The 19,391-nt window shown below is 57.6% G+C and carries 15 protein-coding genes; 8 read left to right on the top strand and 7 right to left on the bottom strand.

The window, feature by feature from the left end:
* The first annotated feature begins 8 nt into the window (after positions 1 to 8).
* The 6 genes from CKA38_RS08340 to ppdK all read left to right on the top strand — a co-directional run bounded on the left by CKA38_RS08340 (position 9) and on the right by ppdK (position 8,523).
* Positions 9 to 1,721: a hypothetical protein gene (locus CKA38_RS08340; RefSeq protein ID WP_108825057.1), complete on the top strand. Its 1,713-nt coding sequence runs from the start codon at positions 9 to 11 to the stop codon at positions 1,719 to 1,721.
* Positions 1,722 to 1,832: 111 nt separating this feature from the next.
* Positions 1,833 to 3,266 carry a hypothetical protein gene (locus tag CKA38_RS08345; protein ID WP_108825058.1) on the top strand — a complete coding sequence of 478 codons (1,434 nt, stop codon included), beginning with the start codon at positions 1,833 to 1,835 and terminating at the stop codon, positions 3,264 to 3,266.
* A gap of 172 nt (positions 3,267 to 3,438) precedes the next feature.
* Entirely contained in the window at positions 3,439 to 3,747 is a 309-nt protein-coding gene (locus CKA38_RS08350) for a hypothetical protein (protein WP_152032743.1), read from the top strand.
* Positions 3,748 to 3,777: 30 nt separating this feature from the next.
* Positions 3,778 to 4,425, top strand: coding sequence for a hypothetical protein (locus tag CKA38_RS08355; protein WP_108825060.1), 648 nt, complete (start codon positions 3,778 to 3,780; stop codon positions 4,423 to 4,425).
* Positions 4,426 to 4,843: 418 nt separating this feature from the next.
* Positions 4,844 to 5,446 (top strand): OmpH/Skp family outer membrane protein, encoded by a 603-nt coding sequence (locus CKA38_RS08360; protein WP_108825061.1) that lies wholly within the window; start codon positions 4,844 to 4,846, stop codon positions 5,444 to 5,446.
* A 227-nt stretch (positions 5,447 to 5,673) separates the two neighbouring features.
* Positions 5,674 to 8,523, top strand: a complete 2,850-nt coding sequence (ppdK, locus tag CKA38_RS08365; protein WP_108825062.1) for a pyruvate, phosphate dikinase — start codon at positions 5,674 to 5,676, stop codon at positions 8,521 to 8,523.
* Positions 8,524 to 8,697: 174 nt separating this feature from the next.
* Here the strand turns inward: ppdK and CKA38_RS08370 are convergent, their stop codons facing one another.
* The 7 genes from CKA38_RS08370 to CKA38_RS08400 all read right to left on the bottom strand — a co-directional run bounded on the left by CKA38_RS08370 (position 8,698) and on the right by CKA38_RS08400 (position 17,584).
* Positions 8,698 to 10,116, bottom strand: coding sequence for a phosphohexomutase domain-containing protein (locus tag CKA38_RS08370; RefSeq protein ID WP_108825063.1), 1,419 nt, complete (start codon positions 10,114 to 10,116; stop codon positions 8,698 to 8,700).
* Positions 10,113 to 10,832 (bottom strand): N-acetylmannosamine-6-phosphate 2-epimerase, encoded by a 720-nt coding sequence (locus CKA38_RS08375; RefSeq protein ID WP_108825064.1) that lies wholly within the window; start codon positions 10,830 to 10,832, stop codon positions 10,113 to 10,115. Before CKA38_RS08375 ends, CKA38_RS08370 begins: the two co-directional genes overlap by 4 nt.
* Positions 10,832 to 11,689 (bottom strand): endonuclease/exonuclease/phosphatase family protein, encoded by an 858-nt coding sequence (locus tag CKA38_RS08380; RefSeq protein WP_108825065.1) that lies wholly within the window; start codon positions 11,687 to 11,689, stop codon positions 10,832 to 10,834. The genes CKA38_RS08375 and CKA38_RS08380 overlap by 1 nt, the downstream gene beginning before the upstream one ends.
* Positions 11,690 to 11,716: 27 nt before the next feature.
* Positions 11,717 to 12,988, bottom strand: a complete 1,272-nt coding sequence (locus CKA38_RS08385; protein ID WP_108825066.1) for an MFS transporter — start codon at positions 12,986 to 12,988, stop codon at positions 11,717 to 11,719.
* A gap of 25 nt (positions 12,989 to 13,013) precedes the next feature.
* The gene (locus CKA38_RS08390; protein WP_152032744.1) at positions 13,014 to 14,042 is read right to left on the bottom strand and encodes an MBL fold metallo-hydrolase; all 1,029 of its coding nucleotides are present in this window, start codon (positions 14,040 to 14,042) and stop codon (positions 13,014 to 13,016) included.
* Positions 14,043 to 14,366: 324 nt separating this feature from the next.
* Positions 14,367 to 16,514 carry an alpha-galactosidase gene (locus CKA38_RS08395; RefSeq protein WP_108826505.1) on the bottom strand — a complete coding sequence of 716 codons (2,148 nt, stop codon included), beginning with the start codon at positions 16,512 to 16,514 and terminating at the stop codon, positions 14,367 to 14,369.
* A gap of 143 nt (positions 16,515 to 16,657) precedes the next feature.
* Positions 16,658 to 17,584 carry a UDP-glucuronic acid decarboxylase family protein gene (locus tag CKA38_RS08400; protein WP_108825068.1) on the bottom strand — a complete coding sequence of 309 codons (927 nt, stop codon included), beginning with the start codon at positions 17,582 to 17,584 and terminating at the stop codon, positions 16,658 to 16,660.
* Positions 17,585 to 17,836: 252 nt separating this feature from the next.
* On the opposite strand from CKA38_RS08400, the gene CKA38_RS08405 reads away from it, so the two are divergent.
* Both CKA38_RS08405 and CKA38_RS08410 read left to right on the top strand, forming a co-directional pair.
* On the top strand, positions 17,837 to 18,295 hold the full coding sequence (locus CKA38_RS08405) for an ExbD/TolR family protein (protein ID WP_108825069.1): 459 nt from the start codon (positions 17,837 to 17,839) through the stop codon (positions 18,293 to 18,295).
* Between the two features lie 66 nt (positions 18,296 to 18,361).
* Positions 18,362 to 19,375 carry a glycoside hydrolase family 43 protein gene (locus CKA38_RS08410; RefSeq protein WP_108825070.1) on the top strand — a complete coding sequence of 338 codons (1,014 nt, stop codon included), beginning with the start codon at positions 18,362 to 18,364 and terminating at the stop codon, positions 19,373 to 19,375.
* Positions 19,376 to 19,391: the final 16 nt, after the last annotated feature.

Genomic DNA, 19,391 nt, shown 5'->3' on the forward strand with positions numbered 1-19,391 from the left:
CCTGCAGAATGTCACCGACGCGCGAAAAAAACAGCAAGCTGACCGCGGCCGTGGCCTGGCTCACGGCCGGGCTCGCGCTGCTCGTGCTCGCGTGGATGGTGCCCGTCAACTTGAAATCCGTCACGCCCGCGCTCCTGCGCGCCGCCGGAGAGAACACGCCGCGTGTCGCCGCGTTCGGCCAGCAGCGGCTCGATTCGGAAAAGCTCGGCGCGGCCAGCCTCATCCTTGAGGCGGCGAGGCTCGTCAACGACCCCGGCGCGGCTTCGCTCGAGCGAGGCATCCGGAATATCGAGGCTCGCCGCCCCGAGTGGGTGCCGTGGGGCGGTTGGGACCCGTTTCTCGATCCGATTTTCTCGCTCAAGGAAAACACAGGGCGCACCGAAAGCACGCCCGTGCTCACTTTTTTTATAACGGAAAAGGCGCGTCGCGAGTTGCAGCGGTATCTTTCCAATTCGCGCAGCATCGGCGTGCAGACGATTCTGCAAACGCACGACAACCAGGGCACCACGCGCTTCGTTCCCGCCAACCGGCCCGGCGGCGAGGCGCTCGACGCCGTGATCCTCCTCACCGCGCTCCTCTATCAGTCCGACAATCTTTCGCCCGCGCTTCAGCGCGAGTTGCGCACGCTTGCCGAGACCGCCGCCGTTGAAAAACAACTCGGCCCGCTCGAAACCTTTTACCTCGACCTCCTCTCGCTCGGCAAACGCCTCAACTGGATGCAGCTTTGCGAGCTTCTGCGCGTAAGTGGCAGCACGCGCACGGTGGGCGAGTTCGCGCAGCTCGCGCGCGTCGCATCCGACAACCTGTTTCTCATCTACACCGCCGCGCTCTATTCCGGTTCCGCCGACAACGTGGCCGACTATCTCATGGAATACGGCAGGCAGGGGCTCGCCGACCTGCGACTCGCGCTCGGGGAAGGGCAGGGAGCCGTGCGGCTCCTCCTGCGCAACCGCGCGCCCGTCAACCACAGCGCAACCCTCAATATTTCCGCCGTCGCCGAGTTCACGCTTCTCAACCCGCGCGTCGCGCTCGCCGTCAAATACGCCGCGTTTTTTGTCGGCGCGTTTTTGCTTTTCCACGCGCTCGAGGTTTTCCTTGGCGGCGCGATGAGGGCGCCGTCCGGCGATTCGCGCGCCTCGCCCCTGCGCTTGCGCAGTTTCGTTCTCGCCGGAATGATCGCCCTGTTTCTCGTTTTTGCCAGCGAGCCGTTTCTCATAAAAACACCTCCGCCCTCGGAATTTAAATTCAAACTCGTCGTGCCCGTGCTGGCCGCCGACAAACCCGATTCTCCAATAACAGAAGTTCCCGTCACCACCGCCATGGACACAACCACCATCCTCTCCATCCTCCTCTTCGCCGCGCTGCAAATCGCCGTCTATGTGATCTGCCTGCTCAAGATCCGCTACATCTCGCGACAGCCGATCTCGCCCCAGCTCAAGCTGCGCCTCATGGACAACGAGGAAAACCTCTTCGACGCCGGCCTCTACGTGGGCATCGCGGGCACGGCCACCGCGCTCGTTCTCCAAGTGCTCGGCTACATCCAGGCCAACCTCCTCGCCGCGTATTCGTCGAACCTCTTCGGCATCCTCTGCGTCGCGATCGTGAAAATCCGCCACGTTCGCCACTTCAAGCGCCAGCTCATTCTACAGGTGCACGGGAGCGGAGACGCGACGCCGCAACCCGAGGACGCGACCATCAAACCAGCCACAACGAATCCCTAGGAAATTTTCGATTTTGAATTCTCGATTTTCGATTGGGAGCTTCCGCTCCGTTTTCAATTTCGAGGCCGCGCGATGGCGCGCAATCGAAAATCGAGAATTCAGCCCTCTCCGATGAACAAGACGCTTCTCCTCATCATCTGCGATTTTCTTCTTCTCAACCTCCTCGCGCTCACGCGCTGGGATGCACCCATCGCCGCGTCCTCAATCCAGCAAGATCCCTCGCTGTCAACCGAGCGCGATTCCCCGCCCGCCGCGACCAAGGACCAGGACCTCGTCGATGTGATGAAACTCTCCCTCGAGGATGAGCGCGCCCGCCGCGACGAGCTCGCCCGCCAGTTGCGGGACACCGAGCTAAACCTCCAGACGCGCGAGCAAAATCTCGCGCAACTCGAGGCCGAGAAAAACAAACTCGCCGAAAACCTCGACGCCACGCAACGCAACGCGGGGCAACTCGCGCAACAAATCGACACCGCCAGGCAAAGCGCCGTGCTCCTCGCGCAGGAGGTCGATGCCGCCAAGCGCGACGCAGGCATGTCCAAGGAGCGCATCGCCGCGCTCCAGCGCGACCTCGATCATCGCGAGGCCGAGCTCGCGCGCGAAAAAGCCAGCATCGCCAAACTCGAACAGGCGCAGACCGAGGCGCGCCAAAAAATCGAGGACCTCAACGTTGCCGTGAAAGTTGCCGAGCACGAGAAAACCGTCCTTCGCGAAACTGCCGAGACCTACAAAACGCAAGTCGAGGCCGAGCGGCAGGAACGCCTCCGCGTGCAGGAAACCACCGTGCAGCTTGCGCAAGGCGTCGGCACCCTCGCCGTGAAATCGGACGACCTTCAAAAGGAAATCCGCGACAACCGTCCCATCAACGCCAACACGCTTTTCAGCGAATACCTCGCCAACAATGTGCGAACCCGCGTCGAAACCACGCGCCCCGGACTCTTCGGCCCGGCCGCGCGCGTTGCCGACCTGCGCACAATCCTCGTGAGCGACGGACGCGACACCTACGCGATCTTCCACGCCAGCGACACGCCCTTCGCGCTCACCTATCCCGGCGCCGACATCTCGCGCATCGCGATCACATTCACAAACGGCGACTACAGCACCACCGCCGGCGAGCTCCATTACCTATCCATTGACCCTCGCATCCTCGTCGTGCCACTCACGCCCGCGCAAGCCGCAGGCCTTGGCGTGAAAGTTTACATGACCTCGCTCGAACCCTTCAAATTTTCCGATGCGATCCTGATCAGCACCAACAGTGAACCGACAAAAACCAAGTATGAGGAAACGCCCTTCAAGCTCGACGCCACGCAACCCGGCTACGTGCAAATGCGAGTGAGCTTTTTCGCCAGCAAGCGAGGCGACCTTGTGATCAGCAAATCCGGCGAATTGCTCGGCATCATGGTGAACAAGGACTATTGCGCGCTGGTGAACAATTTCCTGCCCACCCGCACAATCACCACCGGCGAGGACACCGGCAGGCAAGGCATCGGCGCCCTCATAAACCACCTCAACACCCGAGTCCAAGGCATGCCGCTGAAGTTGCAGTGAACGGGCGGGCAACGGCTTTTTCGCGAGAATAAATGAATCCACCCGGCAAAATAAAAAACTATGCGATAATATTGATGTGCGGGATCGGTTTGCTCATGGCCGGGTGTGTTTCCTCATCACGTTCGCTGCTGAAAAAAACGATTGGGTGAGCGGAGTGCTTCAATCATCAGGCTTGGTCAAATCGCTTTATCCCGCGGAAATCTCCCAAGCGCGGGCCTTTTTGGGTAAACTTGCATGGAGGAGTTATTTTTTCACGCTGCCCGCTGATGGCGAAACAGGATGCGCAGTCAATTTCACGACAAACAAGGGAGAGGTAATCAGAGTGTCCCTGCACAAATACGGCGCAAAATATTCGCTCCATTTACGCAGCAAGAAAACATTATTCATTACCACGCTTTCGGACGAGGAAAGCAGGCTGGTCATGTCGTTTGCGGGTTACTACGAAAACTCGGTCTTCGGGCCAATCATTATAGAACACTGACATGGCTGGTGATTTATTTTTACGCACATAATGCAATGGCCGTTTCATCACCACGATCCTGACCGGATAAAAATATGGCTCAAACAGGTGGCTGTGCTGGGGCTCGTTTTGTTGCTGTTTTTCTGGTGGCGGCACGAGCCTAATGCGACATGGGAGGGGACGCCTGCTCCAGTCGCGCCGGCACAAACTTCGGGTGGCTTGCCGTCGCCATTTGAGCATGAGGGATATGTGATCACGCCGCTGGCTCATTATTCGGTGACGGCGGTCGTGCTGGCACGGGAGCGTTACCGGTTTGATGCCATGGCGGAGATTTGTCCGGTTGATCTTGGGCTGGGGTGGGGACCCTTGTCCGAGGCGGAACGGATTAACTTGATCGATTTCAGCCAGTCGCTTCGCTGGATGGACTGGCGTGTGAGTGCGAAAAATGTGCCGAGGCTGAAATTGTCAAAACCCGAGGTGGGCAGGCATTCGGCAAACACCCACTGCGTGCCCGCTGATTCTGCAATCCGCGAGGCGCTACTTCGTGTGAAGCGCCACGATTTGGTCACCCTCAAGGGGTATTTGATCAAGGCTGTGAGAGGGAAAAATGATTTCACGTCCTCAACCTCGCGGACGGACACTGGAGGAGGGGCATGCGAGATCGTTTTTGTCACGGAAATCGAAAGTGCGGCGTTGTAAGGTTTGTGTGAACCGGGGTGCGCGAAAAAGGTCGTGGAAGGGTGAATTGTTGTAAGTGATTGGTAACAAAGGTGAAGCTTTAGTGGAAGGCGATCCGAAGCTTCGTTGGAACAAACGGACTACATCGCAAATATAGGTGCTCGGACAAAAACGCGCGAACTGAGCCGCAGTGCGGGTAATACGTTGTGCTAATAGTGCAGCGTGCAGTTCAAAACAGTGATTACGCGACATGGTAGATCAGGTCGAAGGAGTTTGCTTCAAATTTGAATAAATATATCTTGCTTAATGTAAGTGGGTTATATGAATGCAAGGCGTTAATTGCATTAATTTTGCAATTGTAATCATTAAATAAATATTTTTGTATTTTCGTCTTCGGGTTTTTGCCTCTGGCTATTGCTCATCTACCTACACCAAACACATGAAAACATCCATCAAAGCATTCATTGCATTAATTGCCTTCGGTTCTTCCGCACTTTTCGTTCAGGCTCAAGCGCTCAAGGTCGGCACGGTTGATCGTGCCAAGGCCATGGCTGGCTATTACAAGACGCAAGAGGAGGAGGCCAAGATTCAAGCCTATGGCCAAAGTGCCCAACAGGACTTTGAAAAACGCCTCAACGAAGGCAAAGCCATGGCGAGCCAATTCCAAAGCCTTCAGGAATCCCTAAAGAATCCTGTCCTCAGCGACACCGCTAAGAAAGCTGCCGAAGCTGACGCCCAGCGACTTCTCGGCGACCTTCAGAAGAAAGAGCAGGAGTTGGCTGAATTCCGCCAGCAAGCAGATCGTTTCATCCAGCAAGGAGTTGCCACCACTCGTCAGGCTCTCCTCGTGGAAATCAACGAAGTTGCGGCCAACATCGCCAAAAAGAAAGGTATTACCCTTCTCGTTGATCGCGGTGTTTTGGTTTATACTGACGAAGCTTACGACATCACCGAGGAAGTGCTCACCGAGCTTAACAAGAACAAACCCGCCACTCCCGCTACCGGCACCAGCGCGGTTCCTCCCGTCGGTCTTCCCAAATAATAAACCATCCGTTTTTTTTAAGAAGCCCGTCTGATTCATCAGGCGGGTTTTTTTTCGTTTTACAAAAAACATTGCGCTTGCTCATGCCTTGCACTCTGCGCCGTTGACAGTTGGCGGTTTGCCTGTTTTGCCTACCCGTCCGCTTTGACGCGCATGACTGCCCCGGTTTTTTGCGCATGCGCATCCGACTCGGCATCTTCTTTTAACATCACCAAACAACACCAGCAATGGCTACCAAAACAAAAAAATCCGCGACCAAGCCCGCCAAAAAGGCCGTCGCTAAAAAATCAACCGCCCCAAAAGGCTCCAAATCCGCCAAGGGCAAACCCGCGAAATCCGCGAAATACGTTTACCTCTTCGGCAAGGGCAAGGCCGACGGCGACGGCACCATGAAGCCGCTCCTCGGCGGCAAGGGCGCCAATCTCGCCGAGATGACACGCATCGGCCTCCCGGTGCCTCCCGGCTTCACCGTCACCACCGACGTCTGCACCTATTATTACGCCAACAAGCGCACCTATCCCGCCGCCCTCCAGGCGCAGATGGAAGCCGGCGTTGCCAACATGGAGCGCATCATGGGCACCAAGTTCGGCGACGCCAACGGCATGCCGCTCCTCGTTTCCGTGCGCTCCGGCGCGCGCGACTCCATGCCCGGCATGATGGACACCATTCTCAACCTCGGCCTCAACGACACCACCGTCCTCTCCCTCGCCAAGGCCACCAACAATGAGCGCTTCGCCTGGGACTGCTACCGCCGCTTCGTCCAGATGTATGGCGACGTCGTCCTCGGTGTGCAGAAGCGTGAAAACGAAGACCACGAACCCTTCGAGGCCGTCATCCACGAATACAAACACGAAACCTACCACACCGACATCGAGGACTCCGCGCTCACCGCCACCGACCAGCAAAACCTCGTCGCCCTCTTCAAAAACCTCATCAAGGAACGCACCGGAAAAACCTTCCCCAACGACCCCTGGGCGCAACTCCGCGGCGCCGCCGGCGCCGTCTTCGGCTCGTGGATGAACGACCGCGCCATCGTTTACCGCCGCAAATACAACATCCCCACCGAATGGGGCACCGCCGTCAACGTGCAGGCCATGGTCTACGGCAACACCGGCGAAAAATCCGGCTCCGGCGTCGCCTTCACCCGCAACCCGGCCAACGGCGCCAATGAATTCTACGGCGAGTTCCTCATCAACGCGCAAGGCGAGGACGTCGTCGCGGGCGTTCGCACACCCGAGCCCGTCATCAACCTCAAGAAGAAGATGCCCGCCTCCTACGCCGAGCTCCTCAAGGTTCGCGCCATCCTCGAAAAACATTTCAAGGACGTTCAGGACATCGAGTTCACCATTCAGGAAGGCAAACTCTTCATGCTCCAGACGCGCAACGGCAAGCGCACCGCCGCCGCCGCGCTCAAGTTCTCCATGGACATGGTCAAGGAGAAGCTCATCGACTGGCAGACCGCCATCATGCGCAACCCGGCCGACCAGCTCGACCAGCTCCTCGCGCCCATCTTCGATCCCGCCGAAATCAAAAAAGCCGCCGTCATCGCCACCGGCCTTCCCGCCGGCCCCGGCGCCGCCACCGGACAGATTTATTTCAACGCCGATCGCGCCGTCCTCGCGCACGAACGCGGCGAGAAAGTCCTCCTCGTCCGCCTCGAAACCTCGCCCGAGGATCTCCGCGGCATGATCGCCGCCGAAGGCATCATCACCGCGCGCGGCGGCGTCTCCTCGCATGCCGCCCTCGTCGCCCGCCAGATGGGCAAAGTCTGCGTCTGCGGCGCGTCCGCCATCCAGATCGACTACGAAAAGAAAACCGCCACCATCGAGGACAAGGTTTACAACGAAGGCGATTACCTCTCGATCGACGGCACCGCCGGCAACGTCTACGCCGGCCAGGTCAAGACCGCGCCCTCCGAAATCATCACCGGCACCATCCAGGGCAACAAGGCCGCGCAAAAGACCGAGAAGTTCAAGCACTACACGCAACTCATCGCATGGTGCAAAAAGGCGGCCCGCCTCCAAGTGCGCACCAACGCCGACACGCCCGAGCAGGCCGCCAACGCCATCGCGTTCGGCGCCGTCGGCATCGGCCTCACGCGCACCGAGCACATGTTCTTCGAAGGCGACCGCATCGACTCCATGCGCGAGATGATCCTCGCCAACGACACCGCCGCCCGCGAAGCCGCCCTCGCCAAGCTCCTCCCCTACCAGCGCGCCGACTTCCTCGGCATCTTCAAGGCGCTCAAGGGCTTTCCCGCCACCATCCGCTTCCTCGATCCCCCGCTCCACGAATTCCTTCCCCACACCAAGGAGCAGCAGATGGACCTCGCGCGCAAACTCGGCATTCCCGTCGAGAAAATCATGGCCCGCGTCAACGAACTCCACGAGTTCAACCCGATGCTCGGCTTCCGCGGCTGCCGCCTCGGCATCAAGTATCCGGAAATCACCCGCATGCAGGCGCGCGCCGTCTTCGAGGCCGCCGCCGCCGTGCGCAAACTCGGCATCAAGGTGAACCCGGAAATCATGATCCCGCTCGTCGGCTTCACCAATGAAATCGACATCCAGTCCTCCATCGTGCACGAAGTCGCCAAGGCCGTGCAATCCGAGCAAAAAGTGCGCTTCACCTACAAGGTCGGCACCATGATCGAGATTCCGCGCGCCGCGATGGTTGCGGAGAAAATCGCCCAAAGCGCCGAGTTCTTCAGCTTCGGCACCAACGACCTCACGCAAACCGTGCTCGGCATGTCGCGCGACGACGCCGGCGGCTTCCTCGGCGCGTATCAGGAGGCCGAGATCATCAAGAAGAACCCCTTCGCCTCGATCGACCAGAACGGCGTGGGCGAGTTCATGAAGCTCGCCGTCGCGAAAGGCCGCTCCACGCGCCCCGACATCAAGCTCGGCATCTGCGGCGAGCACGGCGGCGACCCCGACTCGGTGAGGTTCTGCCACAACCTCGGCCTCAACTACGTGAGCTGCTCGCCCTATCGCGTGCCCGTCGCAATCCTCGCCGCCGCCCAAGCGGCAGTCGAGGAAGCCCGCGCCGCGAAACCCGCGAAGAAGGCAAAGAAAAAGTAACCGTCGGAAAAACTCCGCCTAAAAAAACAAGCCGCGTATTCGAAAAATGAATACGCGGTTTTTTGCGGACATGCGCTTGCCCCCGGGGAGCGCGGGCATCCTGCCCGCAAGACGGCGCGACGCCCAAACCTGCGGGCAAGATGCCCGCGTTCCCAGGCTGAAATATCCCTTGGTCTACAAGCCGTAACCAATCGCTTCTTTCAGCCCTCCGTCCAGCAGCGCCTTCACTTCCTCGTTCGAGCATCCCTCGGCATACAGGCGAATAATATCCTCTGTTTCCGAGCTTCGTATCAGCAGCCAGCGGCACGAGCCCTGACAGATAAATTTCAACCCGTTGACGATGCCCCTGCTGCTTTGAAACGCCTGCACTTGCCCGACAGGAAAACCGGCCACGTTTGCGCAGCCTCGTTTATACAGGTTGGGGAGCAGTTGGTTTTTGTCCGGCTTGTCATAATGAACGTCAATTCTGTCGTAATAGATTTCGCCCAAGCGCGCGGTTGCGTCCGCTGCATAGTCGGACAGACGCCGGAATCCCGATTTCGACAGCATCTCGATCAACATCAAGGCGGAGAAAATGCCGTCCCGTTCGGGGAGATGCATGCCATAGCCGAAGCCGCCGCTTTCCTCACCGCCAAAGGCGATTTGTTCCTGGAGCATCACGTCGGAAATATATTTGAAGCCCACCTGCACTTCATGAATCGGTGTGCCGGGCGAGGCAAAGCAGACTCGTATTTTATCCGACACGGAGCTTGTCTTTATAATTCCTCCGGGAACTTTTCTCACTCGTTTTAAATAATCAACCAGCAGCAAAATCGTCTTTTGCGCAGAGAGCCATCCGCCGTTGTCGAGACAAGCTCCGACGCGGTCGGCATCGCCGTCGGTTGCGACGCCCAGGGCATAAGCGCCGTTCGCGAGCGCCTCCATGAGCGGGGCGAGATTTTTTTCTATCGGCTCGGCGAGCCGTCCGTGAAAGTTTTCGGACGGGGTGCCGTCAATAGTTCGCACTTCGCAACCCAGCGGCCGCAGTATTGTTTCGAGGAGCGTCGTGCCCGCGCCGCCCATGCTGTCAACCAGCACCGGCAGGGCCGCGCCGCGGATGGCGTCGAAATCTATTAACTCGCCCAAGCGGGCTATATATGCGGGCAGGAAATCCGCTTGCTTTACTCTTTCGTCCGAGTGTTTGCGCGGCGAGGCATATAATAATGACTCTACCTTCTTGGTTTCCTCGGTGGAAAACGGGCCGCCGTGGGTGGATTTAAACTTGATGCCATTGTATTCTGGCGGATTGTGTGACGCCGTGATCATAACGCCCGCCGCGCAATGATAATGTTTCACCGCGTGTGAAAGCACGGGCGTGGGCGTTATTTTGTCCGCCAACAACACATTGATGCCATTGCCGGACAGTGTTTCCGCAAAACGACGGGCGAAGAGTGATGACGCCAGTCTTGTATCATAACCAATGGCAACCGGCGCTTGCGAGCCCTGGCTGTTTATATAATCAGCAAAGGCCTGCGCCACCACGGTGACGCTTTCCTCGTTCATCACCGCGCCGAGGCGGCCCCGCCATCCGTCTGTTCCGAAAAATATATTCATTTCCCGTCATCCTTTCCCTTTTCGTTAATGGCGTCCACAAACCACTGTGTAATCAGGTGCGGACGGGTGATTGCCGAGCCGACAACCACCGCCCATGCGCCGAGTTCGACGGCCTTTTGCGCGTCGGTGGGCGTGTTAAAACGTCCCTCGGCAAAAACAGGATAATCCCTTGGCAAAACTTGAAGGCACTTGTCCAGCATGTCGAACGCCGGGCGGTTTCCCCTGGCAAATGCGAGAGTGTCGGGAGTGTAGCCGCAGAGCGTCGTGGAAACGCAATCCGCGCCCGCCTCATGGCAGGCAAGCGCCTCTTCGGGCGTGGCAATGTCGGCCATGATTATAATATTATGCCGCTGTTTGATGGCGCGAATATAGTCCGCTCCGCCCAGTCCGCCCGCCCTTGCGCGACTGGTGCCGTCAACCGCCACGATTGAGGCGCCGGCTTTGACTAGCTGCTCCACGTCCTCAAAGGCACCTGTGATGCACACTGTGCCGTCGGGAAAATACGCCTTGGTCAGTCCGATGACCGGAACGGTGACATTCTTCACAATGCAGGCCGTTTTCTCAATGCCGCATGTGCGAATCCCGGCTGCGCCGCCCCGGACGGCCGACTGCGCGAAGGCGCTTACGCCCTCGGGCGTGTTAAACGGCGAGCCTTCCTCGGCCTGGCAGGAAACGACCAGTTTTCCCCGCAGGGAATCAAACAGTTTATTGTTCATCACGGTTTCTTTTTTCCAATGATCGCGTTTATATACACGGGATAATGGTCCGACGGATACAAGTTGTCGCCGCGCTTGTCGTCGATCACATGATAGTCGGTCACATTCACCTCGTTGTTCACGAAAATATAATCGATTCGGTGGATGGGTTCTATTCTGCCCCAGCTGTGCGCGGTGTTCATCGGCCCGGTTTTAACGGGTGCGGTGATGTAGGTGTCGTTAAAAACAGCCGCCAGCAATTTGTAGGCCTCCGTCGTGTCGCGCCTGTTCAAATCTCCGCAAAAGAACACCGGCTCGCCTTCCTTGGCGATGCGTTTGATTTGCGCGATCATCAGCTCCGCCGCCTTGGTCCGGGCGTTCACTCCGCGATGGTCGAAATGTGTGTTGAACACCAGAAACACATTGCCCGACTTGCGCTCCTTGAATCTTGCCCAGGTGCAATAGCGGTCGTATTTTCCGTCCCATCCCACCGAGCCGGGCGCCATCGTTTCGGACAGCCAGAACGTGTCGGTCTGCAACAGTTCGAATCGCTCGGTTTTATATATAATGGGATTATACAATCCGCGTATTCCCACAAAGCCGTGGGGCACCCGCTCCAGTATGTCCTCGAACTGCTTCAGCACGGCCTCCTGAAAGCCCACAATATCAAAATCGTTATTGCGGATGATTTCGCAAAGCCAGTCCTTGCGGTGAACCCATTGATTCGGTCCGTCCGAGGGCTTGTCGCCGCGAATGTTGAATGTGCATAACCTGAGTTTTGTTTCTTTTTGCGAAGTCGCCGGCGCGCTGGCCGGGCAGAGGTTCGCCGCCTGTAATATTATGGCCGCGGCGACGAATACTTGGATTACTTTTTTCATGGGTTTGTGTTTTGAAAAATATATATATTAATTGTTCGCTTGCTTCTGTTGAGACGTCTTTTTCCAGATGACTGAAATCAAGCTCAGGGATATAAGCGCCGCGGCCACCCAAAAGATGCGAATGTGCGAGAAGTCGTAAACTGTCTGGCCGTCAACGATCGTTTTGTTCGATTCAATCAGGTAGCCGCTGAGTATTTCCTGCATTCCCGCGCCGATATAATTGCCCAGCCCGATAATGCCCACCGCGGCGCCGACAGCGCCCTTCGGCGCCAGGTCCATGGCGATCAACCCGCCCATGAAACTGATCAACACGCCAATCGACACGCCGAACAAAACCATGCTCACGATGTCGATCACCGTGCTGTGCGGGGCGAACATAAACAGGGCGATCGCGATCAGATTGGTGAGGCTCGCCATCCACGCGAGGGGCAGGCGTTTTGCGTTGAAAAAGCGGTCGGAAATCCAGCCTGAAAATATGGTTCCGACTGTTCCGCAGATCGCGCTGACCGATATCAACGAGCCCGCCTCGACCAGTGTGTATGATTTTTCCGCGGCAAAATAATAAATGCCCCAGCTGTTTACCGCGTAACGGCAAATATACATCACTCCGCTTGCCAGGGCCAGCAGCCAGATAATGGGGTTTTTGATTACCTCTATTTGCAGTTTCTTGACGGAGCTTTTCTCCGCTTTTGGCGCTTCTGTTTGCACGGACGAAACAGACTCTTTTTCAGGCGGGGACGGTTTTAGGAATACAAATATAAAAACCACGCCGAACGCGCCCATGCACGCCGCGCTCCAAAAACCGTATTGCCAGCCCAATGCGCCGACCACGACGGCCGCCAGTATATAAGTCGCCGCCTCGCCTATGTTGTGGCTCGCGCTCCAAAACCCATACACGGTTCCGCGTTGTTTGCTCGAAAACCAATTGTTCAGCGCAATGACACTGCACGGGCCGCCCGCCGATTGAAACCAGCCGTTCAGTCCCCAAAGAATAACAAGCGCCCAGAAGGGAATGGCGAAACCCAGAAGGAAGTTGACCCCCACGGCGACGAGCAGGCTGCCCGCCATGAAATAGCGCACGTTGATGCGATCGGCGAGAAACCCGTTGATAAACTTTCCCACCGCATAGGAGAAAAACAACGCCGACCCGATGATGCCCAACTGCGTTTCCGTCAGGTAACCGTCATCCACCATCGGCTTCTTTACAACATTCAGGCTCAGCCGGCAGACATAGTATAATCCGTAGCCGATTGTCGCCGCGGTAAAGACTCCCCATTTTTGAAAATTATGTTTCTTCATAGATGTGCGGATTGCGCGGACGGTTTCACTGCAACTTGCCGTTCTTCCAAATCACTTTTTCGCCCCAAAACGGCATGATTGTTTGCGGGCAGTGCATTTTGGGAATGTTTTCCATCGCAAAGTTGAGGGTTCGGCGGCGCGGGGACTTATCAATGTCGTGGCGCAGCTCGATCATGTGGGAGAAGATTGTGCAGCTGGGCTCGATTCGGCCCTTGCCCGGTTTTGCGTCCAGCAAGTTGTTTTCCTCCGGCGCGCCCCAGCGGGTAATAAACAGTCCAACCGGCCCCTGAGTGTGCTCAAACTGCTCCGGTTTAAAATTGGAATCCCCGCCATGCAAAATGGAAAGGCCGCCCGTGTCCTTGCCACAATCAAACCTATACACCGTGACAAATTTTAGCAGCTTGGCATTGTGATCGGTGATGTCCGTGCGGATTGAGAAGGCGCCGATTTTATATTTTGCCGGGTTCTTTGAATAATATTGGGCGTCATCCTTGTAGAAATTGGACAGCACAGGTTTGCCGCGCGCGCGCATCGCGCTCATTAACTCCACGCTCTTGTGGTCGCCGTGATTATGCGTCACGCAGAGGAAATCCAGCAGGGGCTCAAACTTTTCCGCATACTTGTGGTTGATGTCCACGCCGAAGCACCCGGAGGGTGTTTTAACTACGATCCCCATGTTGTAGAGCATCCAGATCACGGCCGTTCCCTGCTCGACCTTTGTGTTGGCGACCTCGTCAAGGACGCGGTCAAAGGCCAGCCGATACCAACCCAGGATCGGATACTCGCGTTCCATCGCGTCGGCCTCGCTCTCGTTGGCTTTCAGGTATTGCCTGAAAACCGGGTGGGGCAATTGCTCGGAATAATACTGAATTGTTTCCAAAAGACCGGCCCGTTTGTTGTTCAACTGAAGTGGGGAGGTTTTTAAAAGGCGCGTCATGGTGCGCGCGGCGGCGCGATTGATCTCTGCCTTTTGCGGCGCGTCCGCCGCCGGAAGTCCGGAAGCGGAGAACGCGAAAATCAGGAGCAGCGAGAGAAGGGAGCAGGTGCGTTTCATGGGGTTTGGTGATGACGGCGGCATGCCATAATGTGGGTTTGCCTTAAAAAGTTACCCGAAGGGGAGGGCCATAGCCAATTGCATTTTCGATTAAGTTTTTGGCAAATTTGATTTTGGCAGTGTTTGCGAGCACACCAAACCATTGTCGTCTATTAGATGACAATGCGGGTTTTGCAAAACGCGTGTGCGTTTGCAATTCCTGTGCGCGCCGTCCGAGGGACGGCGCCTTTGCGTAAAGCCCGGCAGCACTTGTGCCGGGCGGTTTTCTGCGCCGCGATTATTTTACCTCTTCCAGAAGGAGAACCATGCTTTGGAGGTTTTTCATCAGGCGGGGTTGAGGCCGCCGTTGATAAGGAACTCGCCGGTGAAGGTTTTTCCGTTCGCCCAGAATTTTGACTTTTTCTCGTTCAACTCGGTCACCTTGTAGCGTTTTGCCGGATCGAGGCCGTTGAGTTTGAAGGTGGGCATGATGTTGCGGTAGTCGATGCAGAAGGCGGACATGACGGCGCGGGTTTTGTCCTTGCTCACATACATGAGCGAATAGAGGCCGGAGCTGTCGTAGGGGCTGTTGATGCGGTAGAGGTCGCCTTGCATGACGATGTCGCGGATGTTTTTGTAGTTGGCGATAGCCATTTTCGCGAACTCCTTGTCCGCCTCGTTCATGTCCTTGGGCTGGAGTTCCATTCCGAAGCGGCCCGTCATGGCGAGGTCGAAGCGGAACTTCAGCGGGGTGACGTTGTTCGTCTGGTGGTTGGGGACTTGCGAGACGTGCGAGCCGGTCACGAGCGAGGGGTAGATGAGGTTTGTGCCATACTGGATGCGCACGCGGCTGATGGCGTCGGTGTTGTCGCTGGTCCAGACTTCCTGGTGGTATTTCAGCGCGCCGTAGTCAACGCGGCCGCCGCCGGAGGCGCAGGCTTGCACGATGACGTTGGGGTATTTCGCGCGCACGCGTTCGTAGACTTTGTAGAGGCCGCGGGTGTATTCGACCCAGAAGTGCGATTGTTTATCGTCGTCGAGGTAGGCGGAGCCGGCGTTCTCGACGTGGCGGTTGGCGTCCCACTTGATGTAGCTGATGTTGGGGGAGAGTTTCATCGTTTCATCGAAGACGCTGAAGACGAAGTCCTGCACCTCGGGGTTGGTGAGGTCGAGGAGCCATTGGTAGCGCATCGTGGGGATTTCGCGGCCCTTGCCCTTGACGATCCAGTCGGGGTGTTTTTCGGCGAGTTCGCTCTTGGGGCTCACCATTTCGGGTTCGATCCAGATGCCGAATTTCAGGCCCTTGGAAACGGTGTAGTCGGCGAGGTAGCCGATGCCGCGGGGGAGTTTTTTCTTGTTCACCTGCCAGTCGCCGAGGGCGGTCTTGTTGTTGTCGCGCGGGTATTTGTTGCCGAACCAGCCGTCGTCGAGCACGAACATTTCGAGTCCCATTTCGGCGGCGTCGTCGATCATGTCGGTGAGCGTTTTTTCGTCGAAGGTGAAGTAGGCGCCCTCCCAGCTGTTGAGGAGGGTGGGGCGGATGGTTTGCACGTCGTAGACGCGGTGGTTGCGCGCCCAGTCGTGGAGGTTGCGGGAGACGCCCCCGGCGCCGGCGGTCGAGTAGGTGAAGATCATCTCGGGCGTCTCGAAGGTGGCGCCGGCGGGCAGCGTGTAGTCACTGGCGAAGGGGCTGATGCCCGCGCTGATGTTGAGAATGGCAAACTCGTCGATTTCGAAATTCAGTTTCCAGTTGCCGCTCCACGCGAGCGCGCCGCCGATTACGTTGCCGCTGTTTTCTGCGAGCGGGGTGTCGAGGGCGAGCAGGAAGGACGGGTTTTCGCAGCGGGTGGCGCGAGCGCCCCGCTTGCTTTCCACGGTCTTGATTCCGGCGGTGAGCTGGGTTTCGGCGAGCATCATCTCGCGCGCCCAGGCGCCGTAGAAATGGTTGAGGTAATACTTGTTCGCCTTCAGGGGCATGTAGGCGGAGTAGTAGTTGTGCAGCGTCACGGGCTTGGCCCCGGCGTTGCGGATGACGACGTGCTCGCTGATGACGTTTTCCTTTTGCCAGGCCTTGACGATGAGCGTGACTTCGAGCGGGTTGACCTTGTCGCGGAGCAGGACCTCGAGCGTGCGCGCGCCGGAAGCGCCGGCGGCGGTTTCCTTGTGGCTCACGTAAACGAGCTCGGTGTTGATGTCGCCGTTGGCGTGCGTGACGCGCAGCGCGGGTTCGCGGATGTTGCGTCCGCCGGAGGAGAGGTAGGCCATCTCGTAGGTCGGCTCGCGGCGGTATTCGCCTTTTTGGAGGAAGGGTGTAGCGTCCTCGATTTTCGGTCCGAAGTGATGGAAGAGCAGGTCGCCCTCCTTGTTCACGCCCATGACCAGGGAAAGGCTCTCGGTGTCGATTTTCACGATCCGGGGCGTTGCGGTTTTTTGCGCCATTGCGACTCCGGAAAGGAGCAGGCAGCTGATGAGTCCAAGGGTGATTTTCTTCATGGTGGGTTTTTGTGTCTGGGCGGTGAACTGATCGAAAGGGAAAGACTCTTTGGGTTTTTTGGGAAAACTCCAAGTCAAAGTGTGGCGGCGGGGCGGATGCGCGAACGGAACATCCGTTTGGCGTTTCCGTTTTGTCACGCGGCTCAAGCCTGTGTGCGGAAATACGCGATCGTGCGCCGCAAGCCTTCCTCGAGCGGAATCTGCGGCTCCCATTTCAACACGCGGCGCGCGAGCGAGATGTCCGGCTTGCGCTGCTTCGGGTCATCCGCCGGAAGCGGCTTGTGCACGATTTTTGATTTTCCGCCGACCTCGCGCAGCACCGCCTCGGCGAGCTGCAGCATCGTGAACTCGCCCGGATTTCCACAATTCATCGGACCGACGATTTCCGTCTGGTCCATGAAGCGCACAAAGCCCTCGATCAGGTCGTCCACGTAGCAAAACGAACGCGTTTGCGAACCGTCGCCGTAGATCGTGATGTCCTCGCCGCTGAGCGCTTGCACGATGAAATTGGACACGACGCGACCGTCGTTCGAAAGCATGTGCGGACCGTAGGTGTTGAAGATGCGAATGACGCGGATATCGACCTTGTTCTCGCGGTGGTAATCAAAAAACAGCGTCTCGGCGCAACGCTTGCCCTCGTCATAACACGAGCGTTTTCCGATCGGGTTGACATTGCCCCAATATTCCTCGGGCTGCGGATGCACCTGCGGGTCGCCGTAAACCTCGGATGTGCTCGCCTGAAACACCCGCGCCTTCACGCGCTTGGCCAGACCGAGGCAGTTAATCGCGCCCATCACCGACGTCTTTGTGGTCTTGATCGGATTGTATTGGTAGTGCGGCGGCGACGCCGGGCATGCGAGGTTGTAGATTTGGTCGACCTCAAACTTGAACGGGTCGATCACGTCGTGCCGCACGAGCTCGAAGCGCGGATTGCCGAGCAGATGGGCGATGTTGGCTTTTCGTCCCGTAAAAAAATTATCGAGGCAGACCACCTCATGTCCGTCGTTGATTAGACGGGTGCAAAGATTCGAGCCGAGAAAACCGGCTCCGCCTGTAACTAGAATGCGCATGTTGCCGAAAATCGAAGCAAACTCCGCGCAGCCAAGCCAGCGAAAATGTAACGCCACGCCGTGCCGGTGGGGTTCCCGCTGGTATGTATTTAGTGTCCGATTTCATGCGGTTGTTTTTCCGGCGAGTGCGCGATTTTTTGCCGCGCGTGCTTTCACGCGTAATGCCCCGGCTCACTTGACTTTGCCTGTCGTTGGGTATGATCTGGGCGCGTCAATTTTTCGCCGCGCATCAACCCCGAATATCAAATAACCATGAATCTCGACGATTTTGGTGATGTGAACAGAATTAACGCCCCGATTGAGGAAAGACGGGACGGTGCGCGTTTTAATCTGACAGCGATGATAAGCGTGCTGATGTTTCTGCTCGTGACGTTTGTAATGTTTTCGCTGGCGTTGACGAACGTGGGGAAAATGGATGTCAACATTGCAGGTGGATGTGGCGGATGCGGGAGTCACGATCCGCTGGTTGTTCAGGTTTCTGAAAACACAACAGTTTATATAAATAGGGAGCCTTACGATATCAGCGATCTCCCTCAGAAGATTGCTTCATACAAAGAGGAGTGCGCGCGCACGGGACATGTTCCGCGTGTGCTTGTGAGCGGTGATGATCGCGCCCGATATGCCTTGTTGGCGAGGGCGATTGATCATGTGAAAACTGCCGGGATAGAACACATGGTGCTGGAAAGCACCTACCGCATGACGGGGCGCTGATTGTTTCGAACCGTAAGATGCCTTGCGGGATTGCGGCAGTCGGGTGCGTGGGATGCGATTCGGGGCATGAAACTGTTTTCCGTTTTTTGTATTTTGGCGGCGGGGTTTTTCACATCGCTGATTTCCGAGTGTCATGCCGCCGGGGAGCGGAGCGTGAGGCTGGCCGATGTGCGGTTGCGGGATTGTTGCGTGTATGCGGATGCGAAAACGCGGACGTATTATCTCGTCAGCTCCACGGGGCGGGTCGGGCCGAACGGGCGGCCGGCGGTTGTTCAATACACGAGCAAAAACCTTGTCGATTGGACGGGGCCTCGCGTGGTGTTTGAAATTCCCGAGGGCTTTTGGGCGATGCAGGGAATCTGGGCGCCGGAGTTGCACGCGTATAAGGGGAAGTATTATTTGTTTCTCACGTTCGACACGGACGACCGGCTGCCCGAGCAATGGCGCGACTGGCTGCCTCGCGTGAAACGCGGTTCGCAGGTGCTCGTGGCGGATTCGCCGGAGGGGCCGTTTCGTGCGTTCGGCAAAAAGCCAAATCAGTCCACGCTGCCGTCCGACATGATGACGCTCGACGGCACGCTTTGGGTTGAGGATGGCGCGCCTTACATGGTGTTTTGTCACGAGTGGGTGCAGATCAAGGATGGCACGGTGGAGTATGTGCGCCTGACGGATGATCTTTCCGCGACGGTCGGCGAGCCGAGGCGTTTGTTCAACGGCAGCGACGCGGCGTGGAGCAAAAAGTCCGCCCAATATGGCTGCCATGTGACCGACGGCTCATGGTTGCATCGCACGAAGTCGGGCAAGCTGCTCATGCTTTGGTCAACGGGCGGCGAGGGCGGTTACACGACGGGATACGCGATTTCGGATTCCGGGAAACTCGCCGGGCCGTGGCGTCAGGAGCAGACGCCGCTTTTCACGGACGATGGCGGGCATCCGATGCTGTTCCGCAGATTCGACGACGGAAAATTGATGATGATTTTGCACACGCCGAACAAGGCGCGGACGCTCAGCGAACGCGCGGTGATTTTTGAAATCGAGGAGGAGGGCGACGCGTTGCGTGTGGGGAAGCGGATCGAATAGCGGGGGCGGCATTAGG

This window comes from Ereboglobus luteus (assembly GCF_003096195.1).
Lineage (GTDB): Bacteria > Verrucomicrobiota > Verrucomicrobiia > Opitutales > Opitutaceae > Ereboglobus > Ereboglobus luteus.